The following is a 21,298-nucleotide window of genomic DNA, read 5'->3' on the forward strand; positions in this document are numbered from 1 at the left end:
ATTTGAAGTAGTCATAATTCGTCCTCAATGTGTAAACACATTTCAGGACGGGACAAAAATAAAAAAAAGGCCAACTCTTTCGAGTTGGCCCTTTCCAAACGTTTGGTGGAGCTGGCGGGAGTTGAACCCGCGTCCAAAAATCATTCATCATTGGTACTACATGCTTAGTCGATCTTTAATTTCACCAGCAACCTGCGAACCGACACGCTAGTTAAAGGCTAACCTGAATTGTTATTCGCGCTTTTCCTCTCAGGTGGGAGAATCCGCGCTAGCTAGTTTGGGTTTGATCTCTTATTGGTCCCCGTCTTACGAGCGGAAGCTAGGGTAAGAGAGCTCTGAGCAGGTTATTAAGCTGCTAGTGCGTAGTTTTCGTCGTTTGCGACTATTTTTTTGCGGCTTTTAACGTGGCCAACCGCCCCACGGCATGCACCTCAGACTTCAAAATTCCTGTCGAATCCTAAATCAGCCCCAAGTGTTATTTGCATAGTACCAGAAAAGCTTTGCCTGTCTAGCACTGTGCGTTTAAGTGCTTAAAATTAACGCAAATTACTCTTCATAATTCGTGCTTTATCTCTCGCCCAATCTTTTTCTTTCATATCAGTACGTTTATCGTGCAGCTTTTTACCTTTCGCTACGCCAACTTTAATCTTCGCCCAAGAGCGAGACCAGTAAAGCGCGGTTGCGACAAGTGTCATGCCTTCACGGTTAATACGACCGATAAGGTTATCGAGTTCTTTTCTCGACATTAGTAGTTTACGGATGCGTGTTGGGTTCGCCACGATATGAGTACTCGCTTGAGTTAGCGGAGTGATCGTCATACCACTGATGAATGCTTCGCCGTCTCGGATGTAGACGTAGCTTTCTGCGATATTGGTTTTGCCTTCACGTAGGGATTTTACTTCCCAGCCTTGTAGCTCAAGCCCCGCTTCTATCTCATCATCGATGAAATATTCGTGGCGAGCTTTCTTATTAAGCGCAATGGTATTACTACCGGCTTTTGATTTTGATTTATTCTTTGCCATAATGGCCTCATTATACGGATTGCACCCTAGTTGGGGAATCCTTTTTATTTGCGCTCTGGCCCAATACAATTAAAATTGCAGTTTGTGTTAATGTAACGCTGTCTTTAACAGGAGTCTATATGCCAAAGGTTACTCGTTCAGCATTAGTGTCGTTTAGTGCCGACCAGATGTTCAGCTTGGTCAATGATGTTGCTCGTTATCACGAGTTTTTGCCAGGGTGTTCTGGTTCACGTGTGATCGAATCTTCAGATTCAACTATGGTGGCTTCGGTTGATGTCTCTAAAGCGGGTATCAGTAAAACATTTACCACATCTAACCGCTTAGCGGATGGCACTGAGATCTTGATGGAGCTGGTGGACGGCCCGTTCAAAAAGCTGCAGGGTGGTTGGTATTTTACTCCGCTCGATGAGCAAGCGTGTAAGGTTGAGCTTAAGTTAGAGTTTGAATTCTCTAGCCGAATGATTGAAATGGCATTTGGTAAGGTTTTCAATGAGCTGACGAGTAATATGGTCAGTGCTTTTACTCAACGCGCGAAACAGGTCTACTAAGCCATGACTATTGAATCGGATATGATCCACGTAGAGGTTGTGTTTGCACTTCCGCATGAACAGCGTGTGTTTACTTTAGTAGTAAACAAGCACGCGACCGTTGAAGAGATCATTGCGCAGTCTGGCGTTTTGGAATTATACCCAGAGATCGACTTAGCAAAAAACAAGGTTGGTGTGTTCAGCCGCAACGTTAAGCTAGATGCGACGGTTCGCGATAAAGATCGTATCGAAATCTACCGAGCACTGTTAGCCGATCCAAAAGAGATTCGCCGTAAGCGTGCTGAACAAGCAAAAGCGGCCGCTGCTAAATCGTAATGCCAAACAAGTTTGACTAAGAAGAGAGCTCGCTATGTTGGCGAGCTTTTTTGTGCCTGTTGGTTAGACAATACAGCCAATTTGTTAGCAGATATTAAAAAGCCTGCTCATGTGAGCAGGCTTTTGCGATTCATACCTTGTCGACTGATAGCTTTATCGGCTGAGAGCTTTGTTGACTGGAAAGCTAGCGAAGGCTTTCGAAGAACTCATCACTGGCTTCAAAGTCACCATTGATCGTCACTAGAGTACCAGTGGCATCAAAGTTCACGACAAGGTTTTTCTGAATAGGGTCGTTATGGCCTTTTTGGTGGTGGTAAATGTAGTACCACGTATCTGGGTAGCCATTTTCGATAAGCATAGGTGAGCCCATAACGTAACGAACTTGTGTTTTTGTCATGCCAAACTTGAGCTGATCGACAGCTTCTTGTTCAACATAGTTACCCTGATTGATGTCAATTCGATAAACCAACTTCTCTAGTAGAGAGCAACCGGTCAACATTGTTAGTGCAAGTGGAACTGCAACTAACCACTTTTTAATTCGCATAGTTTGAGATCTTTCTTCGCTAAAATACTGCCTGATAATAAACAAGCTCCAGCAAGAAGTAAAAAGCTCCTTGCGCTTTGAGCTTGTTATGACTAGCAATTTTGAATTAAGTTGCAAAATTGCCAAGAATTTTCGGTAAATTATCAGAAAGTTGCCGAATATGTAACCTATGCTGCGATTAATAACTCTTTTGCGTTGGCTAGTGTCGATTCGGTAATCTGGCTGCCACCAAGCAGTCGAGCAAGCTCTGAAACGCGTTGTTGTTCATCAAGCGTGTGCATTTGAGTCTCGGTTTTACCTGATTTCGTGTTCTTCGCTACGAACAGCTGTTGGTGACCGCAACCGGCAACTTGAGGTAAGTGCGTCACACACATCACTTGCGTAGATTCGCCCAGTTTTCGAAGCATTTTTCCGACAACCGCAGCGGTTGGTCCACTGATACCCACATCGACTTCATCGAAAATCAGGCTTGGTGTATCCACTTTTTGCGCTGTGATCACCTGAATCGCTAGTGATATTCGTGATAACTCACCACCAGAGGCTACTTTAGCAATGGGCTGCATTGGTTGGCCAGGGTTGGTCGAAACAATGAAGGTCACGTTATCCATACCCAATGGAGAAGGGTGTGTGTTGGTGTTGTTCACTTCAATGGCAAACTGCGCTTTTTCCATACTCAGTTCGTGCATGCTTTGCGTGATCAGCTTGTTGAGCTCTTTTGCGTAACGAGTTCGAGATTTATGAAGCTTCTCTGATTTAGCCACGAACGACTGGTATTGGTTTTCTACTTCGTTTGCTAATTCTTCCAACTTTTCATCAGAGCAATCAAGCGCTTCAACTTGTTGTAATAAGTCTTGATGATGCTTATAGAGCTCTTCTGGCAACACGTGATGTTTACGAGACATCGACATTACTTTTGAGAAGCGCTCTTCAACGTAAGCCATACGACCTGGATCGACATCAATGCCATCTAGGTATGTTCTTAACTCGTTATTGGTTTCTTCTATCTGAATAATGGCTTCAGACAATAAGTTTGGTAACTCAGCCAATCTTTCATCTAGCTCAGCTAACTGAATCAGGGAGTTATTGGCCGATTGCAGAATACCAAGCGCATTAACTTCTTCGCCTTCATAAATAAGCTCGATAGCTTGTTGGCAGGTTGTGGCCAGTTCTCCGCTATTGGAGAGGCGCTTATGCTCTTGTTCGAGGTCTTCATATTCTTCCTCCCCAATAGACAGCTCATTTAACTCTTTGATTTGGTATTCAAGAAGTTGTTTTTGAGCTTGGTTTTGCTGGCTATTTTCACGTAACTCTTTTAAGTGGTTATCGGCTTGTCGCCAGGCTTGGTAAGCATTACGTGTCGATTTCAATAGGTTCAAGTGACCTGCGTATTGATCAAGCATGGCCATTTGGTAATCGCTTTTCATCAACTGATGGTGCGCGTGTTGACCATGAATGTTGATCAACAGCTGTCCAAGCGATTTTAATTGTGAAAGAGGCACGGGACTGCCGTTGATGAATGCGCGAGAACGACCTTCTTTAGAGATGGTTCTGCGTAGGATGCATTCACCGCCATCAAGCAGTTCATTGTCTTCTAACCAGCGGGTAGCATGCAGATTGTTCTCAAGTAAAAAAGCGGCACTGACTTCGGTTTTTTCTTCACCTTGTCGAACCATTCCTGCATCAGATCTTCCTCCAAGACACAAGCCTAAAGCGTCGATAGCGATAGATTTACCCGCACCAGTTTCTCCGGTGATTGTTGTCATGCCTTTAGAGAGTTCTAGCTGTAAAGACTTAACAATAGCGAAATTATTAACACTTAGATGAGCCAGCATTTTTATTTACCTGTATAACTGAACAACACTGTATATAAGCTCAGTATATACTGTTTCTTTATACAGTAAAGTCAGCAGGTGAAAATTTTTTGCGACAGATCTCAGAATTGAGGTTGTTCGTAGATCACTGAAACCGCTATAGATTCCCAATTCGATCGTTCCTCCCTCTTGATAATGACGGTATAAGCAAATTGACGAGAAGCGAGAGCCGACGGGCTTTCTATGGGCAATAAAAAAGGCTGACGAATGTCGTCAGCCTTTCAAATTTTCGGTTACCACTGGCGCTTTTATTCTTTTAGAACAACTTACTCGACCAGCCTAGTTTGTTACGCAGAACATGGTAGTAGTTGTAGTCTTTAGGGTGGATCAGCTTGAGCACATTCGGACTTTGGTAAATGTGGATCTCATCGCCAGGAGAAACTGGTAGCGAGATTTGGCCATCGCAGCTGACTTCCTGTGTACCGCGGTTATCTGGCGATACGATCAGCTTGATACGACGCTTTCCATCCACCACAAGTGGTCGGCTTGAAAGGGTGTGCGGGAACATCGGTACTAATGAAATTGCATTTAAGCTTGATGACAGGATAGGACCACCACCAGAAAGCGAATAGGCGGTTGAACCTGTCGGTGTTGATACGATCAAGCCATCAGAACGCTGTGAGAAGGCGAAGCTGTCATCGATATACACTTCGAACTCGATCATATGTGCGACTTGACCGGGGTGAAGTACTGCTTCGTTGAGTGCGGCGTTGTGGCTTTTTATTTGGCCATGACGATGAATTTCAGTTTCAAGTAAAAAGCGCTCTTCTTCCATGAATTCACCTTTGAGTACATCAGTAAGCGCACTCTGGAAGTTTTCAGGATTAAGATCGGTAAGGAAACCTAGGTTACCTCGGTTTACGCCAATCACTGAAATATCGAAACGTGACAAAATTCTAGCGGCACCGAGCATATTTCCGTCACCACCCACCACAATGGCGAGATCGGCGCGTTTACCTAATTCAATTAGGCTAGAAAAATGTTCTTGTGGGATATCGTCTAAAATTGTAGCGAGTCTGTCATCCACAAACACTTGATAACCCTCAGTACTTAACCACTGATAGAGCTCTCTATGAGTCTGAATTGCTTGCTGATCTCGAGGTTTACCAATAATGGCGATGACTTCAAATGGCTTTTTCATAACGTTTCCAAACGAATTAGGCTTGAATCAAAATTCTTCATCCCCATAATAAAGGCAAGTTGAACGTCTATGCGAGTGTTTTATATCAATTTGGGGTGCAAACACACCTGTCACTTGCATTGAAAACGAATTCTGGAGAGATCATGAGCAACGAAGAAAACAAAGTAACGGAAGAAGAGCTAGATCAAATCATTGCTGAAGCTGAGAAAGTTGAAGAAGCTGAGCTAAATGAAGAGTCTGTTGATGAGCAAGAAGCAAAAATCGCTCAACTAGAAGCTGCACTACTTTCTAGCGAATCTAAAGTGAAAGAGCAGCAAGATTCTGTTCTTCGCGCAAAAGCTGAAGTTGAAAACATGCGTCGCCGTAGCGAGCAAGAAATTGATAAGGCGCGTAAATTCGCTTTGAACAAGTTTGCTGAAGGTCTACTTCCTGTCATCGACAACCTAGAGCGTGCAATGCAAGCGGCAGATGCTGAAAACGAAGTGGTTAAGCCACTGTTTGAAGGTGTTGAGCTAACGCACAAAACGTTTGTAGACACAGTTGCTAAGTTTGGTCTTAAAGAGATCAACCCTGAAGGTGAAGTGTTCAACCCTGAATTCCACCAAGCGATGTCTATCCAAGAAAGTCCAGATCACGAATCAAACACGGTTATGTTCGTAATGCAAAAAGGTTACGAGTTAAACGGTCGTGTGGTTCGCCCTGCGATGGTTATGGTTGCTAAGTAATGACGTGTTACGCTGCCAAGTGATTCAGTCGCGCATTGACTGAGTAAGTCGCGGCGACAAAATAAATCACTGGTTTACGTTAAATGAAAAGAGAGGCATATGCCTCTCTTTTTTTGTGCCTATAACTTGAGAGCCCACGTAAATAGTCATCAAAACCGCATTAAGAATGTTGTTCTTTTTATATTACCCAGAACAATGATTTAGAGTTTTATATTATGAAACTGGTTGTTAATTAGGAAATGTTTTGATGTCACACTTGTAATGTTTTTGTAAATAAATGCTTTTAATTGTTATCTTTGTATGTAAAATTCACTGCGATATAGCGATTTCAGTCGCATATATAACTATAAAAGTACAAATTTCAAACACAACAAACTGGAGAAGAACGATGGACAAATCGCTCTCAAGTAAGATTTTTGTAGGCTTGTTTGCCGGCCTACTTATTGGTACTGCTATTCAGTACCTATTCAACGGTATTGCAGTATTTGATACTTACCTGCTAGGTCTAGCAGAAGGTGTCGGTGGTATGTTTGTCTCTTTGATCAAACTATTGGTTGTTCCACTGGTATACGTATCTATCGTTTGCGGAATTGTTGAATTGAAAGACATCCGTTCTTTCGGTCGCCTAGGTGGTAAAACTTTTGCTCTTTACATTATCAACACCATCATCGCGATTTCTGCAGCCCTAACTGTTGGCCTTATTTTCCAACCGGGTGCTGGTGCAGATTTAGCCGGAACGATCTCTGAGACAGTTCAACTAACAACAACTGAAACTCCAGATATCTTCTCTCTTGTTGTGAACATCGTTCCTAGCAACCCAGTTCAGGCGTTTGCAAGCGGCGACATGCTACAGATCATCTTCATGGCAATTTTGACTGGTCTTGCTATTCAGGCTCTTGATTCACGTGGCGGTCCAGCGATCAAAACGTTCAAGATGGCTAACGAAATCATGATGAAGCTTATCGGCCTAGTAATGAGCTTGGCGCCATTTGGTGTATTCGCTCTGATGATTCAACTAGGTGCGACACTGAACGCTGAGACACTTATGTCTGTAGCTGGCTATGTAGCGCTTGTTGTTGCGATGCTAGTGTTCTGGATTTTCTTCTTCTACCCAATGATGGTTGGTATCGCGACAGGTATTACGCCTAAGCAATTCCTACGTGCAACTCGTGAGCAAATCCTTTTCTCACTATCGACGGCAAGTTCGAATGCGACTATCCCAGTAACAATGCGCACTCTAACTGAAAAGCTTGGTGTATCAAGATCTGTGGCAGGCTTCGGTGTACCACTGGGTGCGACAATGAACATGTCTGGTGTTTCTATCTACATCGCACTAGCGACAATGTTCGTAGCAAACGCATTCGGTCAACCAATCAACACGGCTGACATCTTTACTCTGGGTCTAACTATCTTGCTACTGTCTATCGGTGCTGGTGGTGTTCCTGGTGGTGGTGTTGTAATGGTCGGTGTTCTATTGCACCAACTAGGTTTACCACCAGAAGGTCTAGCTATCATTGCTGCGGTAGACCGTATCAACGATATGTTCTGTACTTCTTCTAACGTAGTAGGTGATACAGCGGTTAACACTATCGTTGCTAAGTCTGAAGGCGAAATCGGCGTTGAAACAAACGAAGAAGCTGAGCTAAAGAAAGCAGAAGCGTAATCAGAGATTTTCCTCTATAGATGAAATCTAAGTGGAAAGCCTGAATAGACAAACGGAGCCTAAGTGGCTCCGTTTTTTATTGGGTGATAAACCCAGTTACTAGGCTTATGTGAAGGTAATGATATGTATTCGTGTCTAACCATTCCTTTTATCAAAATAAATGTGAAAAAATCCAGTATCCCCCTTGAAAAGGATTCGTGAGCCCTTATCTATGGTGCATACGAAAGCAAATTACATTTGCACTTAAATTTGTGTATTAGGGTTGAATCCCTGATTACTACCCCCCACATAGTGGGTATAGCAAAAAACTAAATAGAATTTATTCGGAGAAAGCCTGATGGGTCGAATCATTGGTATTGATTTAGGTACTACTAACTCTTGTGTTGCTGTTCTTGACGGTGACAAACCACGCGTATTAGAAAATGCTGAAGGCGAACGCACAACAGCATCGGTAATCGCATACACTGAAGGCGAGACGCTAGTTGGTCAACCTGCGAAACGTCAAGCTGTTACTAACCCTCAAAACACGCTATACGCGATTAAGCGTCTAATCGGCCGTCGTTTTGAAGATGAAGAAGTTCAACGCGATATCGAAATCATGCCTTTTAACATTGTTAAAGCTGATAACGGTGACGCATGGGTTGAAGCGCAAGGCCAAAAAATGGCTGCTCCTCAAGTATCTGCTGAAGTTCTTAAGAAAATGAAGAAAACAGCTGAAGACTTCCTAGGCGAAGAAGTAACTGGCGCAGTAGTAACTGTTCCTGCTTACTTCAACGACGCTCAACGTCAAGCAACGAAAGATGCTGGCCGTATCGCTGGTCTAGATGTTAAACGTATCATCAACGAACCTACTGCTGCTGCTCTGGCTTACGGCCTAGACAAGCAAGGTGGTGACCGCACTATCGCTGTATACGACCTTGGTGGTGGTACATTCGATATCTCTATCATCGAAATCGATGAAGTAGAAGGCGAGAAGACTTTCGAAGTTCTTTCAACTAACGGTGATACTCACCTTGGTGGTGAAGATTTCGATAACCGCATGATCAACTACCTAGTAGATGAGTTCAAGAAAGAGCAAGGTATCGATCTTAAAGCTGATCCACTAGCAATGCAGCGTGTTAAAGAAGCAGCAGAAAAAGCGAAAATCGAGCTTTCTTCTACTACTCAAACTGACGTAAACCTACCTTACGTTACTGCAGATGCGACTGGTCCTAAGCACATGAACATCAAAGTGACTCGCGCGAAGCTTGAGTCTCTAGTTGAAGACCTAGTTCAACGTTCTCTTGAGCCACTAAAAGTTGCTCTAGCAGATGCTGACCTATCTGTAGGCGAAATCACTGACGTTATCCTAGTTGGTGGTCAGACTCGTATGCCTATGGTTCAAGCTAAAGTAACTGAATTCTTCGGTAAAGAGCCACGTAAAGACGTGAACCCTGACGAAGCTGTTGCAATGGGTGCTGCTGTTCAAGGTGGTGTACTAGCTGGTGAAGTTAAAGACGTTCTTCTTCTAGACGTTACTCCTCTATCTTTCGGTATCGAAACGATGGGCGGCGTAATGACTAAGCTTATCGAGAAAAACACAACTATCCCTACTAAAGCGGATCAAGTGTTCTCTACAGCTGAAGACAACCAAAGCGCAGTAACTATCCACGTTCTTCAAGGTGAGCGTAAGCAAGCGACTTACAACAAGTCTCTTGGTCAGTTCAACCTAGAAGGTATCCAACCAGCACCACGTGGCATGCCACAAGTTGAAGTAACATTCGACCTAGATGCTGATGGTATCCTGAACGTATCTGCTAAAGATAAAGCGACAGGTAAAGAGCAGAAGATCACTATCCAAGCATCAGGCGGTTTGTCTGAGGAAGAGATCGAAGCAATGGTTCAAGAAGCAGAAGCTAACAAAGAAGCTGACAAGAAGTTCGAAGAGCTAGTAACTGCACGTAACCAAGCTGACCAAATGATTCACGGCACTAAGAAGCAAGTAGAAGAAGCTGGTGAAGCTCTACCTGCAGACGAGAAAGCTAAAATCGAAGCAGCTATCGAAGCTCTAGAATCAGTTAAGTCTGGTGACGACAAAGAAGCTATCGACGCTAAAGTTCAAGAACTTATGCAAGCAGCTCAAAAGCTAATGGAAATTGCTCAACAGAAAGCTCAAGCTGAACAAGCTGGTGCTGACGCTGGTGAACAACCTAAGCAAGACGACGATGTGGTAGACGCTGAGTTCGAAGAAGTAAAAGAAGACAAAAAATAATTTCGTCGCAGAGTAGCCTGATTTCGTTGTCGGAAGTGCTCACCTACTAGCGTAGGCTCCGCGCTTCCTCCTAGAACTCAAGCTACTTGCTTAGAAATTCATTGTCTCAAAGACTTATTATTGCGGGCGTCAGAGGTAACTCTCACGCCCGTAAATTTGTATTTAGACTTGTCGATCTAGATAATAGCTTTATTCGGCGTTTCAGCCGACAGAACTTTTATCTAGATTGATACACAGACTGCTGAAGTGATCATTCGGTAGTAGCAATTATTTTGGTGACCTAGAACATGTCAAAACGTGATTTTTACGAAGTATTAGGCGTAAGCCGCGATGCATCAGAGCGCGATATTAAAAAAGCGTACAAACGCTTAGCGATGAAATTCCACCCGGACCGTAATCAGGGTGATGAAAGCGCAGCAGACAAATTTAAAGAAGTAAAAGTAGCGTACGAGATCCTAACCGATGCTCAAAAGAAAGCAGCTTACGACCAATACGGCCACGCAGCTTTTGAACAAGGTGGCATGGGTGGCGGCGGTTACGGCGGCGGTGGCCAAGGTGACTTCGGCGATATCTTCGGTGACGTATTTGGCGATATCTTCGGCGGCGGTCGTCGTGGCGGCGGTCAAGCGCGTGCTCAACGTGGTTCTGATTTGCGTTACAACATGGAGCTTTCTCTAGAAGAAGCCGTTCGTGGTGTATCTAAAGAGATTGAAGTACCAACACTTGTTGAATGTGACATTTGTGATGGTAGCGGCGCGAAAGCGGGTTCTTCTGCACAAACGTGTGGTACTTGTCATGGCCACGGCCAGGTACAAATGCGCCAAGGTTTCTTTGCGGTTCAACAGACTTGTCCTACTTGTAACGGTAAAGGCAAGATCATCAAAGACCCATGTAACTCATGTCATGGTCAAGGTCGCAAACAGAAGACGAAAACGCTTAACGTTAAGATCCCAGCAGGTGTTGATACTGGTGATCGCATTCGTCTATCTGGCGAAGGCGAAGCAGGAGAGCACGGCGCTCCAGCTGGCGACTTGTACGTACAAGTACACGTAAAAGAGCACAACATCTTTGAGCGTGACGGCAACAACCTTTACTGTGAAGTGCCAGTTAGCTTCACAATGGCAGCGCTAGGCGGTGAAGTTGAAGTTCCTACATTAGATGGCCGTGTAAACCTTAAAGTACCTGAAGAGACACAAACGGGCCGTATGTTCCGTATGCGTGGCAAAGGTGTGAAAGGCGTTCGTGGCGGCGGTGTGGGTGACCTAATCGTTAAGCTAGTGGTTGAAACACCGGTTAAGCTAAGCTCTCGTCAAAAAGAACTACTGCGTGAATTTGAAGAAACATGTTGTGGTGAAGCTGCAAGCAAGCACAAGCCAAAATCTGAAGGTTTCTTCAGCGGCGTGAAAAACTTCTTTGATGACCTAACTAAGTAATCAACTGATTAGATAAATAGGTTATTGACACGTTAAGTTGTTGATCTTTAAATTATTGATACTTCAATTTAATGATAAAAGTAGAAAAGCCTGCTCATGTAGCAGGCTTTTTTGTGTCTATAGATTTGTGTTTTTTGATTGGTATAAAAGAAGCTCATAGCAAAAATAATCGAAATTTTTCAGATCACCCCCTAGAGGCTTTAGTGTCTCCTCTTGTTACTTCCAACACGCTTGAGGCTCTGAAACACCTGAGTGATGTAACTCCAGAATATCAGTCGGTGAGTCTAAGCAGTCATCATTTGTCTGTGGTGCGTGTGGTTCTGCTTGAATGGAGTATGAGGTACTGCTAGCCGAAATTGTTAGTGTGTACCTGCTTGTATCGGTATCGCAAAACGAGCAGGTTCCTCCAGAAACTATGTTTCCAGCAGCCGTGGCATAATTTCCGGCGTAAGCACTCTCAAGTTCAAGTTGAATTTTTGCCATATCTCCTATCGCTGTCATTCGATGCGATTTTAAAACATGGTTTGTGTAGCTTGGATAAGCTATTGCACTGAGTACTCCTACAATGGCAACAGCGATCAATACTTCGATCAGTGTCATTCCTTTCATACTTAAATTGTTGTTGTTACATCTTTTTATTCGAATCTTCACGAGTAGTTTCCTTTCATAACCCTGTCCATTTTTCTCGGGTGGTAGCATCGGTGCAAGATTAAATATGCTTACGCACCTGATTACATAGGAATTTGGGAAATGACTCGCGGGTTTACTTTATTAGAGCTGTTAATAACGGTGTCGATACTGTCGATATTGGTAGCGACGGCTGCTCCGAGTTTTAGTTCAGTCACCCAAACAGTCAAGATACAGCGCGTTGCTGGGGAGTTGAATGGTTTCTTAGTACAGGCAAAGTCTGAGTCTGTGAAAAGAAATCAAAAACTCTGGGTACATTTCTCGACGGCTAAAAATGAAGAGCAATCTACGGGGGAGTGGACAGTATGGTTGAAGCCTACGGAAGATCTGTCTGGTGATACATTGCTGATGTTGTCGGGAGAACCGTTTCGAGATTTATCGTTTTCTCATAACTATACAGGCTCAAAAATCAGCTTTGAAAGTGTAAGAGGAAGGCCTGCCAGAGGTACGATTTACTTGGCTCCTAAAAGTGCTTCAACCGACCGGCTTTTGATTAAACTATCTAGCCCTCCGGGGCGAATTAAAGTGTGCGGCGAATCAGGCGATCAGTATGGTTACTATGCTTGCTAAGGCCCGCAGTAGAAGCTTGCGAAAGCAAAAGGGCGCATCTCTCATTGAACTGATGGTCACCTCCGTTATTGGTGTATTCGCGATTGCTATTATCGGCAGCGTATTTATGACGGGGCACAGAATAGCCAAAGATAAAGGCATTGAGCTATTGCTGCTGCAAAACCTTACGAGCACGATGCAGGTAATGAAAGAAGATATTCAACGAGCAGGCTACGATGGTTCAAATGGTGAATCCCTGAAGCTATTAGATGCCGTTAATACGATTCATGTTAGCGGTGGTGTTGAGGTGGGGTTCGTCTATTTGAAAGAGGGATCAACTGACGGAAAAAATTACAGGAATATCGTGTATAAAAAGGAGGGGACTCGATTGAAAGTTTGTGAAAAGGGCGTTCTTACTCTAGGGAACATTTTAGCTCATGATCAAGTTACCTCATGCTACTCACTTTTCGACGATAGCATTATTTCCGTCGACGATTTATCAATATCCTCACAAGTGTTGAGCAAAAATGGGGTGAGCACTACGCTCACTGATTTGAATATTGTTGCGTCAATTCCGAGTGCTGGGATCTCTAAAGGCGTCGCTATAACCGTTAAGCAAAGGAATTGGCAATGACCTCGGTAAAGCAGCAAGCTGGAGTAGCTACGTTGTTAATCACATCTGTTTTAGTGTTGAGTGCTTTAATTGTTACTTTGGGCACCTATCGCAGTGTTTTTCATCAAATTAAGGTCGCGCAGAATGAAGTTCAAGTTCGCAAAGCTCATTGGAACGCCGAGGCTGGGTTGGAGTGTGGTTTTACCTATATAGCTGAAAATGATCTCACGGCTATTCCCAATGATTTAATGAATCACTGTCAGCAGTCGAAAGTCCTTACGTTGAAATCAGATAACCTAGCACCGAATATATTGGTGTCGAGTGCTCACTATTTATCTCTGAACAAAGAGATAAGTTTTGATAGTTCGTCGGGGCTAGGGGCGATGCAAACCAATTCGAGTTTGGAGTTTATTTCTGATCACAATATCGATATTACCCCAGACATTAGTCTTACTGCGGTCGGTGGTATTAACGAATGTGTGTCTGTTCGGTTCTTAGATAGTGTGATCTATAAAAACCAAGGCGGCGGGCGTTTAAAGACAATCACACCTACGGGCGGTCTCCCTCCTTTTCCTACCTTTGAGTCTTGCCAACCGACAACCGATATTAACCGCAATGCAACCATTGATTCAGTTGGGTCATTGCCTTCAAATGCTTTTCAATCAGATTTCAAATTTGACCCAGCCATCGATACTTTCTCTAATTACTTTGGGGTATCTAAAACGCCAGAAAATATTGACCAGATTAAGCGTGATTATCATGTGATTGACCTCATTGACAGGACTGTATCTCCCCCCAAGCACATTGATTTAGTCAATGGGAAGTATCAAGGTAATAAGTGTAGCCAAGCGATTAATCATGCCTTCACTAGTGGCAAAGATAAGGTGTGGGTGATCGGTGATTGCGTGGTCTATCACCCACCAATTAATGTGGTAGAACCTATCCCCGGTGTTATTACTCCACGTTCGTTAGTGATTCAAGATGGCATCATTGCGAACGGTAATGCAAGTGTGTTTGATGGTTCTTTTTATCACCTAAATGATATGAGCATATACGACGAGCCAGCCTCCCCTGATGTTGATACGGACCTATTGAGCGGCTTATGGGCCAAAGTTCCAAATACGATACCTATCGCCGGCTTAGTGCAGAGCAATTCGGTTTATATTGGATTTGCTTCTTTTTTCCCCAAGGGAGGGATGTTCTTTGATTCAGTTGGCGGGTTATCGACAATTCAAGGTTCGATTAACTTAGATTACACAGGCGAATACAACCCCCATAGTGTTCCTTTGAAAGCCAAATGGAAAAAGGGATCATGGAATGACTTATAAACATTCAGGTTTTAGCTTGATAGAGGTCCTGATCTCTTTTCTATTGATCGGTATCGCTTCGCTAGGGTTGGTTAAGCTACAGGTCTATGCAGAACAAAAATCGGATTACGCGCTGCACAGTGTAGAAGCGCTTCACTTTGCTGAAAGGCAGATGGAGTATTATCGAACTCGTGTATCGGATGTGGGGGGAGCTGTAGGGTTAATCCTTTTTACGGATCTCAATCAAGCGGACTACTGTCGCAATGCGACAAGTTCGGATCCTTTATCTGGTTTGTCGGGCTCTGGGTATACGATGAGCTGTGAGGTGACAAATGCCAGTGGTGCCTTGTCTCACGCTTTGAAAAACATTACGGTGACTGTTGCATGGCAAGATCGCATGAACCGTGCGCAAAGCATTCGCCTCGAAACTATGCTCTCCAAATACAGTGAATTTGATTGATCTATTAAGCAAACGTTTACTGCATGCCAAGCCCTACGCTTCTCCTTTACTGATAGTTTTCACTCCTCGGACATTGTTTACGTGCCAGTTAAAACTCTGTATATGGAATGGTGTTTTTTGTGTTTTTATATTGTTGCTGTTGTACAGTATTTTTGCAAAATATGTCTCCATTTATGGAAAATGATGTGGAACCTTGTGCTTTTTAACAGCGACTTTAATAGAATATGTGCTGTACCAATAGGCCATGGTCAAAACTTATATTAGGCCTAAACAAACAACATCACATATGGAGTTACCATGAGTAACCAAGCCGCAAAAAAAGCACCATCGACTGAGAAGATCAGTGGTATGGACCGCTTTCTAAACTTCATTGAACGCGCCGGCAACAAAATTCCAGATCCAGCAATTTTGTTCTTCTGGGCTCTAGTTATTGTATGGGTAGCATCTGCACTTTTGTCGAACCTTTCATTCGACCTAATCAACCCTCAAACGGGTGCTGCTCTAGAAGTAAACAACCTACTTACTGGTGAAGCGCTTGCTAGCTTCCTAGCGAATATGGTTACCACGTTCACAGGCTTTGCACCGCTAGGTATCGTACTTGTTGCTATGCTAGGTGTTGGCGTTGCTGACTCTTCAGGCTTCATTACGACTGGCCTTAAGAAGATGCTGAATTTCACGCCAGCTAAGTTGCTAACGCCAATGCTAATCCTTGTTGCTATCGTGTCTCACACAGCAGCAGATGCAGGTTACGTTCTAGTAATCCCTCTTGGCGGTATCATCTTCCACGCTGCGGGTCGTCACCCTCTAGCGGGTATTGCAGCAGCGTTTGCTGGTGTATCCGGTGGTTTCTCAGCGAACTTCATTCCTTCGGGTATTGATCCGCTACTAGCAGGTTTCACTCAAACAGCGGCAAACGTTCTTGACCCTGCATATGTGATCAACCCTCTAGCGAACATCTTCTTTACTGGTTTGTCTTCAATTCTAATTGTGGCAATTGGTTGGTACGTTACAGAGAAAATCATCGAGCCTCGTCTTGCTAATACGCCTGTCGATGAAGATGCAGAACAAGCACCTGATCTAGGTACATTTACAGCCATTGAATCTAAAGCATTCAAATTCGCTGGTTGGGCAATGGTTGCCGGTATTGGTCTGCTTATCGCGGCTCTAATGCCTGAAAACTCAGCACTTCGTTCACCAGAAGGCGAACTAACGGCGTTCTCAGCACCAGTAATGAAGTCTATCGTTCCTCTGATTTTCATCCTGTTTATTATTCCGGGTATCGTCTACGGCCGTGTAGCGGGTACATTCAAGAATAGTAATGATGTTATCAAAGCAATGTCTGAGACGATGGCAACGATGGGCGCATACATTGTAATGTCGTTCTTCTGTGCTCAGTTCCTATCAGCATTTGCTCAATCAAACATCGGTACTATGTTGGCGCTTTACGGTGCTGAAGGCTTGAAAGCAATGGATCTTCCTGGTGAAGCAACGGTTGTTGGTATGATTCTACTAACGGCTTCAGTTAACCTTCTTGTAGGTTCAGCTTCAGCTAAGTGGGCACTGATTGGTCCTATCTTAGTTCCTATGTTAATGGTTGTGGGTATCTCTCCTGAGCTATCTCAAGCGGCTTACCGTGTAGGCGATTCAGTGTCTAACATCATCTCTCCACTGATGGTGTTCTTCCCACTGGTTGTTGTTTACTGTCAACGTTACGTTAAGTCGACAGGTATCGGTACTCTAGCTTCTCTAATGATGCCATTCTCGATTGCTATGCTAATCGGTTGGTCTATCTTCTTGCTAGGTTACTGGGCTCTTGGTATCCCGCTAGGTATCCAAGCTCCTTACACTTACACAATGTAAGATTGAACTAAGCAAAATTAAGCTTTATTCATTGCTAAGCCCGCACCGAAATGTGCGGGCTTTTTTTTGCTATTTTTTTCTGTTTTTTTTATCCAAGATTTTTATAGCCAAGACTTTTTATATCCCAAACTTTCTATATCCAAAACTTTTTATATTCAAAATAAAGGCACTCAGCTTATACTCCGGATTACGGCTAATTGTTGGCCGGTAAATTTAGGAAATCCAAGCCACATGAAGATTCTGCTTTTAGTAGGGTTAATTGTTTTAAATGGTCTGTTTGCCATGTCAGAGATTGCACTGGTAGCAGCAAAGAATAGTCGGCTGAAACGCTTAGCCGAAAAACATCGCTCCGCTCAGGTTGCTCTTGAGCTCAAAGAAAATCCAACCCGCTTCCTTTCAACCATTCAAATCGGTATTACGGTAATCGGCCTACTCAGCGGTATTGTGGGTGAGGCGACGCTTTCTGCTCCACTGGCCGTTCAACTTGAACTGTGGGGACTCGATCCAACACAAGCGAATATCCTGTCTACCACGGTAGTCGTTGTGGGTATTACTTACTTCGCGATTGTTGTAGGTGAGCTAGTGCCAAAACGTTTTGCTCAATCTCAAGCTGAAAACATTGCTGTGCTAGTCGCGCTGCCTGTCTTCTGGTTATCTAAAATTGCGACGCCGTTTGTGTTTGCGTTGTCTGCTTCTACGGAAGGTATTCTCAAGTTAATGGGACGTGGTGGCGAAGAAGACAGTGTGACGGAAGATGATATTCATGCACTCGTGAAAGAAGGCTCGGAATCTGGTGTGATTGAACGTGGCGAGCAAGAGATGATTCGCAATATCTTACAGCTTGATGACCGTTTGGTGAGCTCGTTGATGACGCCACGTCGAGACGTCGACTTTCTGGATATTAGCCAACCGGTTGAGCAGATATTTAAAAAGCTGCGCAGTTCAAAGCATAGTGTGTTTCCATTGTGCCAAGACCACCTCAATAAAGTGGTCGGTACGGTGTCAGCCAAAGCCTTATTGAATCAGGCGGGCAATTTAAACATTCAAGTGATCATGGGGCTATCTCGCTCTCCGATCTATGTTCCTGAATCGATGAAGGCTTTACGTCTACTTGGCTATTTTAAAGAGTCGGGTACAGAGATGGCATTCATTGTTGATGAATATGGCGATGTTCAAGGCCTTGTGACTCATTACGATATCCTAGAGGCGATTGCTGGTGAGTTATCGAACAACCCTAAAGATCTTTGGACAGAGCAAGTGGAAGATGGATTGCTGGTGGATGGATTGATTCCTATCAGTGAACTGAAAAACCGCTTAGAGCTGTCGGATTTTGAGGGTGAAAGCGAGAGCTTCCAAACGTTGAATGGCCTAGTGACTTGGTTAATAGGGCGCTTACCTGATGCCGGTGAAGTTGTTCAATACCAGCAGTGGCAGTTTGAAGTTATCTCTGTTGAGAACAATCGAATTGTGAGTATCAAAGCGACGCAAATAGCCGATGACATAGAAGGCGCCAATAGCTAGCGATCCGCCTAATCAGTAAGCGGCGATTGTTCATTGCCTCTTATCTCTTTATTGTTCATTATCACGAAGATTAGGTATGCTTCACCGCATACCTATTTTCGTTTTTATCCTTTGTTTTCTGGAGCTCCCTTTGTCAGACCATCAATTCAGCCCTCAAGATGAAATCTTCATGCGACGCGCCATCGAGGTAGCTAAGCAAGCAGAAAAAGAGGGAGAGGTTCCCGTTGGTGCTGTTCTAGTGAAAGATGGGGAGGTTATCTCTGAAGGATGGAACCGCTCGATTGGCTGCCACGATGCAACCGCACATGCAGAAATCGAAACCTTGCGTAAAGCAGGTCAAGCCTTGGAAAACTATCGCTTACTTGATACCACCTTGTATGTCACCTTAGAACCGTGCCCAATGTGCGCGGGTGCCTTATTACACAGCCGAGTAAAGCGCATTGTGTTTGGTGCTCCAGACTTAAAAGCGGGTGCGGCGGGTACGGTATTGAATCTCTTTGAAAGCCAAGCCTCATACCACTATGCCGATGTTGAGCATGGTTTGTTAGAGGAAGAGTGTCGTGAACAATTACAGGCGTTTTTTAAGCGCCGTAGAAAAGAGATCAAAGAGAAGCGAAAGCTTGAGCGTTTGCAGGAAGAGCAGCGTTTAGAATCCGATAAGGCAAGTAACAATAATAAGGTCAGTAACAAGAACAAGGTCTGTAACAAAAAATAGCAGCGATCTTTCGGCACTCTCAATCATAAGAGTGCCAAGCAAACTTAGTTGGTCATTACTTTTACTCAGCAATCATCTGCATGAAAGCACGGTTGCGCCAAATGATCTTCTTCTTATTATTTGAAAGCATACGCTTACGACGGTTGGCAGCAACGGTCTTATCAAGGCGTTTCGATTTCAGTTTGTTCTTCATCATTTCAACGATTTCCTATTTGTCGTCTGGCTTTGTAAGTATGACTTCAGTTTTAATTATAGTGGTTATTTGTTTATAAGCTCCGCCACGAACTTAGCGCTAGCTTTCTGAACCACTATCGTGATGGCTAAGAGTTGAATGCAACAGAGCATTATGTCGCTTATGGTGTGACGTTATAAAGTTCGATTGTTACTGCAATATGACACACTGGATATCGCAGGCGTTTTGTTTGTTTTGGTCATTTATCGTGATGCAATAAAAAAGAGCAATGCTAAATGGCATTGCTCTTTTTATTTTATTTGGAAGACTCAGCGTCGTTCACTGCGGATTCAGTTTCACTGATTGTTGATTCAGCATCTGATACCTCTAGAGGTGGGATAACGACCAAACCTTCAAGGCTCGCTTCTTCCTCTTTATTACGCTTATTTACATGGCCAATAATGCTCTGATAATAACGGCGAATGTTCTCAACGTAATTCCTTGCTTCATCACCACGCGCATACCCGTAACGAGTTTTGCTGTAGTACTTCTTCTGTCTTAGCAGAGGAAGCCTGTCTTTCACATCACCCCAAGCATCAGGATCACCGCCTTGTGCTTTGGTTAAGCGACGAGCATCCATCATGTGCCCGTAACCTACGTTATATGAGGCAAGCGCAAACCAGATCTTTTCATGCTGAGTGATTGAGTCGGGCACTCGATTCACGATACGACGTAAATATTCAACACCGCCTTGTACCGACTGTTTCGGGTCGAGACGATTGGTTACACCAACGCTCTTCGCAGTAGGCAGTGTCAGCATCATCATGCCTCGAACACCGGTTGGAGAGCGTGCAACAGGATTCCAGTGTGACTCTTGGTATGCTAAAGCGGCAATCAAGCGCCAGTCAAATTCTTGAGAATATTTCTGAAATAGTGGCGACCATTTTGGCAGCTTGCTATCCAATGCACGGATAAATGCACGAGTATCAACGTAATCAAAAGTGCCGATATGGCCGATGTATTTTTCTTCTAGTGAAGCCAGTTCACCAGACTGTTTTAGGTTACCAAAGAACTCAATCAGTAATGCATAAAGGCTTTCATCTTCAGATTTCTGTAAATACCAAGAGATAGGTTGATCTTCTGTCAGTTCAAAAGCTAAGGCTACGTCTGGGTATAAACGTTGTGCGAGTGACAGCTCAATAGAGTCCGCAACAGTAAACAAGCGTTCACCAGTCGACACTTCTTTTAGCAGGTCATTGATGTCAGCATTACCTATTGCATCGTAGATAAAGTCATCGTGCTTGTTCTGGATCTGTTTTAGCGTTGGCTCAAAATGTGAGTCCTTCACTACCACCAAAGATGGCGTCAATGTTTCGGTAGATGCCGTTTCTTCTGATTCAGTTTGTGCTTTTACGAAATCAGCTTGACGCTTATTCTCGAACTTGATCAGTTGTTGAAGGTTTCTTGGGCGCCACTGTCCTTTTTTATACACCACTTGCTGGCTTACATAGTAATAGGCGGGCGCAGCGCGATAAGCGCGTGTCAGGTTATTGTTTTGCGTTAACCCTGTCGCGATAAGATCGATCTCGCCTTTCTTTAAGGCTGGAAAGAGGCCGGATAAACGGTAAGCGGGTTTAATCTCAAGCTGTACACCAAGCTCCTGCGCAAATTCACGAGCTAACTCGTAATCCAAACCAGCAGGGCCATCGGGACCAATGTAATAAGAGAGTTGGTTATTTAGGGTGCCGACGCGAAGAACGCCTCGCTCTCGTATCTGCTCAAGGACACTTTTAGGTTCTGACTCAATCTGGCATCCAGCCAACCCAACTAGGGCAATGGCAAGCAGAAGGAACTTAGACGAAAAGATGAGCGTAAATTTAGGCATCAAAATGAAATCTCGA

General features: G+C 43.9%; 20 protein-coding genes and 1 other RNA gene. 13 read left to right on the forward strand and 8 right to left on the reverse strand.

What is annotated here, in order from left to right; genetic code table 11:
* Positions 1-103: 103 nt before the first annotated feature.
* Positions 104-470, reverse strand: a transfer-messenger RNA (tmRNA) gene (gene ssrA, locus ACED25_RS11510).
* Positions 471-536: 66 nt separating this feature from the next.
* A complete protein-coding gene (gene smpB / locus ACED25_RS11515) occupies positions 537-1,022 on the reverse strand; it encodes an SsrA-binding protein SmpB (RefSeq protein ID WP_004735156.1) in 486 nt (161 codons plus the stop codon).
* Positions 1,023-1,141: 119 nt separating this feature from the next.
* Between smpB and ACED25_RS11520 the strand changes: the two genes are divergently transcribed.
* Entirely contained in the window at positions 1,142-1,570 is a 429-nt protein-coding gene (locus ACED25_RS11520) for an SRPBCC family protein (RefSeq protein WP_286295910.1), read from the forward strand.
* A 3-nt stretch (positions 1,571-1,573) separates the two neighbouring features.
* Positions 1,574-1,885 (forward strand): RnfH family protein, encoded by a 312-nt coding sequence (locus tag ACED25_RS11525; protein ID WP_009848325.1) that lies wholly within the window; start codon positions 1,574-1,576, stop codon positions 1,883-1,885.
* 184 nt (positions 1,886-2,069) lie between these two features.
* On the opposite strand, the gene bamE is transcribed toward ACED25_RS11525, so the two are convergent.
* The 3 genes from bamE to nadK form a co-directional block, all read right to left on the reverse strand.
* The gene (gene bamE / locus ACED25_RS11530) at positions 2,070-2,429 is read right to left on the reverse strand and encodes an outer membrane protein assembly factor BamE (protein WP_009848326.1); all 360 of its coding nucleotides are present in this window, start codon (positions 2,427-2,429) and stop codon (positions 2,070-2,072) included.
* A gap of 167 nt (positions 2,430-2,596) precedes the next feature.
* Positions 2,597-4,261, reverse strand: coding sequence for a DNA repair protein RecN (recN, locus tag ACED25_RS11535; protein ID WP_102258213.1), 1,665 nt, complete (start codon positions 4,259-4,261; stop codon positions 2,597-2,599).
* Positions 4,262-4,556: 295 nt separating this feature from the next.
* Positions 4,557-5,441 (reverse strand): NAD(+) kinase, encoded by an 885-nt coding sequence (gene nadK / locus ACED25_RS11540; protein WP_009848328.1) that lies wholly within the window; start codon positions 5,439-5,441, stop codon positions 4,557-4,559.
* 143 nt (positions 5,442-5,584) lie between these two features.
* Between nadK and grpE the strand changes: the two genes are divergently transcribed.
* The 4 genes from grpE (at position 5,585) to dnaJ (ending at position 11,513) form a co-directional block, all read left to right on the forward strand.
* The gene (gene grpE, locus ACED25_RS11545; protein WP_009848329.1) at positions 5,585-6,166 is read left to right on the forward strand and encodes a nucleotide exchange factor GrpE; all 582 of its coding nucleotides are present in this window, start codon (positions 5,585-5,587) and stop codon (positions 6,164-6,166) included.
* Between the two features lie 388 nt (positions 6,167-6,554).
* Positions 6,555-7,829 (forward strand): dicarboxylate/amino acid:cation symporter, encoded by a 1,275-nt coding sequence (locus ACED25_RS11550; RefSeq protein WP_009848330.1) that lies wholly within the window; start codon positions 6,555-6,557, stop codon positions 7,827-7,829.
* 337 nt (positions 7,830-8,166) lie between these two features.
* Positions 8,167-10,080 (forward strand): molecular chaperone DnaK, encoded by a 1,914-nt coding sequence (gene dnaK / locus ACED25_RS11555; protein WP_009848331.1) that lies wholly within the window; start codon positions 8,167-8,169, stop codon positions 10,078-10,080.
* A gap of 287 nt (positions 10,081-10,367) precedes the next feature.
* Entirely contained in the window at positions 10,368-11,513 is a 1,146-nt protein-coding gene (dnaJ, locus tag ACED25_RS11560; RefSeq protein ID WP_017103930.1) for a molecular chaperone DnaJ, read from the forward strand.
* A gap of 216 nt (positions 11,514-11,729) precedes the next feature.
* On the opposite strand, the gene ACED25_RS11565 is transcribed toward dnaJ, so the two are convergent.
* Positions 11,730-12,212, reverse strand: coding sequence for a type IV pilin protein (locus ACED25_RS11565; RefSeq protein WP_017103931.1), 483 nt, complete (start codon positions 12,210-12,212; stop codon positions 11,730-11,732).
* A 51-nt stretch (positions 12,213-12,263) separates the two neighbouring features.
* On the opposite strand from ACED25_RS11565, the gene ACED25_RS11570 reads away from it, so the two are divergent.
* The 7 genes from ACED25_RS11570 (at position 12,264) to tadA (ending at position 19,225) form a co-directional block, all read left to right on the forward strand.
* Entirely contained in the window at positions 12,264-12,770 is a 507-nt protein-coding gene (locus tag ACED25_RS11570) for a GspH/FimT family pseudopilin (RefSeq protein WP_017103932.1), read from the forward strand.
* Positions 12,751-13,383, forward strand: a complete 633-nt coding sequence (locus tag ACED25_RS11575; RefSeq protein WP_371695304.1) for a PilW family protein — start codon at positions 12,751-12,753, stop codon at positions 13,381-13,383. The genes ACED25_RS11570 and ACED25_RS11575 overlap by 20 nt, the downstream gene beginning before the upstream one ends.
* Positions 13,380-14,690, forward strand: a complete 1,311-nt coding sequence (locus tag ACED25_RS11580; protein ID WP_371695305.1) for a hypothetical protein — start codon at positions 13,380-13,382, stop codon at positions 14,688-14,690. Before ACED25_RS11575 ends, ACED25_RS11580 begins: the two co-directional genes overlap by 4 nt.
* Positions 14,680-15,129 carry a prepilin-type N-terminal cleavage/methylation domain-containing protein gene (locus ACED25_RS11585; RefSeq protein ID WP_017098039.1) on the forward strand — a complete coding sequence of 150 codons (450 nt, stop codon included), beginning with the start codon at positions 14,680-14,682 and terminating at the stop codon, positions 15,127-15,129. The genes ACED25_RS11580 and ACED25_RS11585 overlap by 11 nt, the downstream gene beginning before the upstream one ends.
* 297 nt (positions 15,130-15,426) lie before the next feature.
* Positions 15,427-16,989, forward strand: coding sequence for an AbgT family transporter (locus ACED25_RS11590; protein WP_371695306.1), 1,563 nt, complete (start codon positions 15,427-15,429; stop codon positions 16,987-16,989).
* 231 nt (positions 16,990-17,220) lie between these two features.
* Positions 17,221-18,510 (forward strand): hemolysin family protein, encoded by a 1,290-nt coding sequence (locus tag ACED25_RS11595; protein ID WP_017098038.1) that lies wholly within the window; start codon positions 17,221-17,223, stop codon positions 18,508-18,510.
* A 76-nt stretch (positions 18,511-18,586) separates the two neighbouring features.
* Entirely contained in the window at positions 18,587-19,225 is a 639-nt protein-coding gene (tadA, locus tag ACED25_RS11600) for a tRNA adenosine(34) deaminase TadA (RefSeq protein ID WP_065678527.1), read from the forward strand.
* Positions 19,226-19,286: 61 nt separating this feature from the next.
* On the opposite strand, the gene ACED25_RS11605 is transcribed toward tadA, so the two are convergent.
* Together ACED25_RS11605 and mltF are read right to left on the reverse strand one after the other, a co-directional pair.
* On the reverse strand, positions 19,287-19,421 hold the full coding sequence (locus ACED25_RS11605; protein ID WP_010438952.1) for a hypothetical protein: 135 nt from the start codon (positions 19,419-19,421) through the stop codon (positions 19,287-19,289).
* A 292-nt stretch (positions 19,422-19,713) separates the two neighbouring features.
* A complete protein-coding gene (gene mltF / locus ACED25_RS11610; protein ID WP_032499857.1) occupies positions 19,714-21,282 on the reverse strand; it encodes a membrane-bound lytic murein transglycosylase MltF in 1,569 nt (522 codons plus the stop codon).
* Positions 21,283-21,298 lie beyond the last annotated feature (16 nt).

It is taken from the genome of Vibrio sp. 1F263, from assembly GCF_041439035.1.
Taxonomy (GTDB): Bacteria; Pseudomonadota; Gammaproteobacteria; order Enterobacterales; family Vibrionaceae; genus Vibrio; species Vibrio tasmaniensis_A.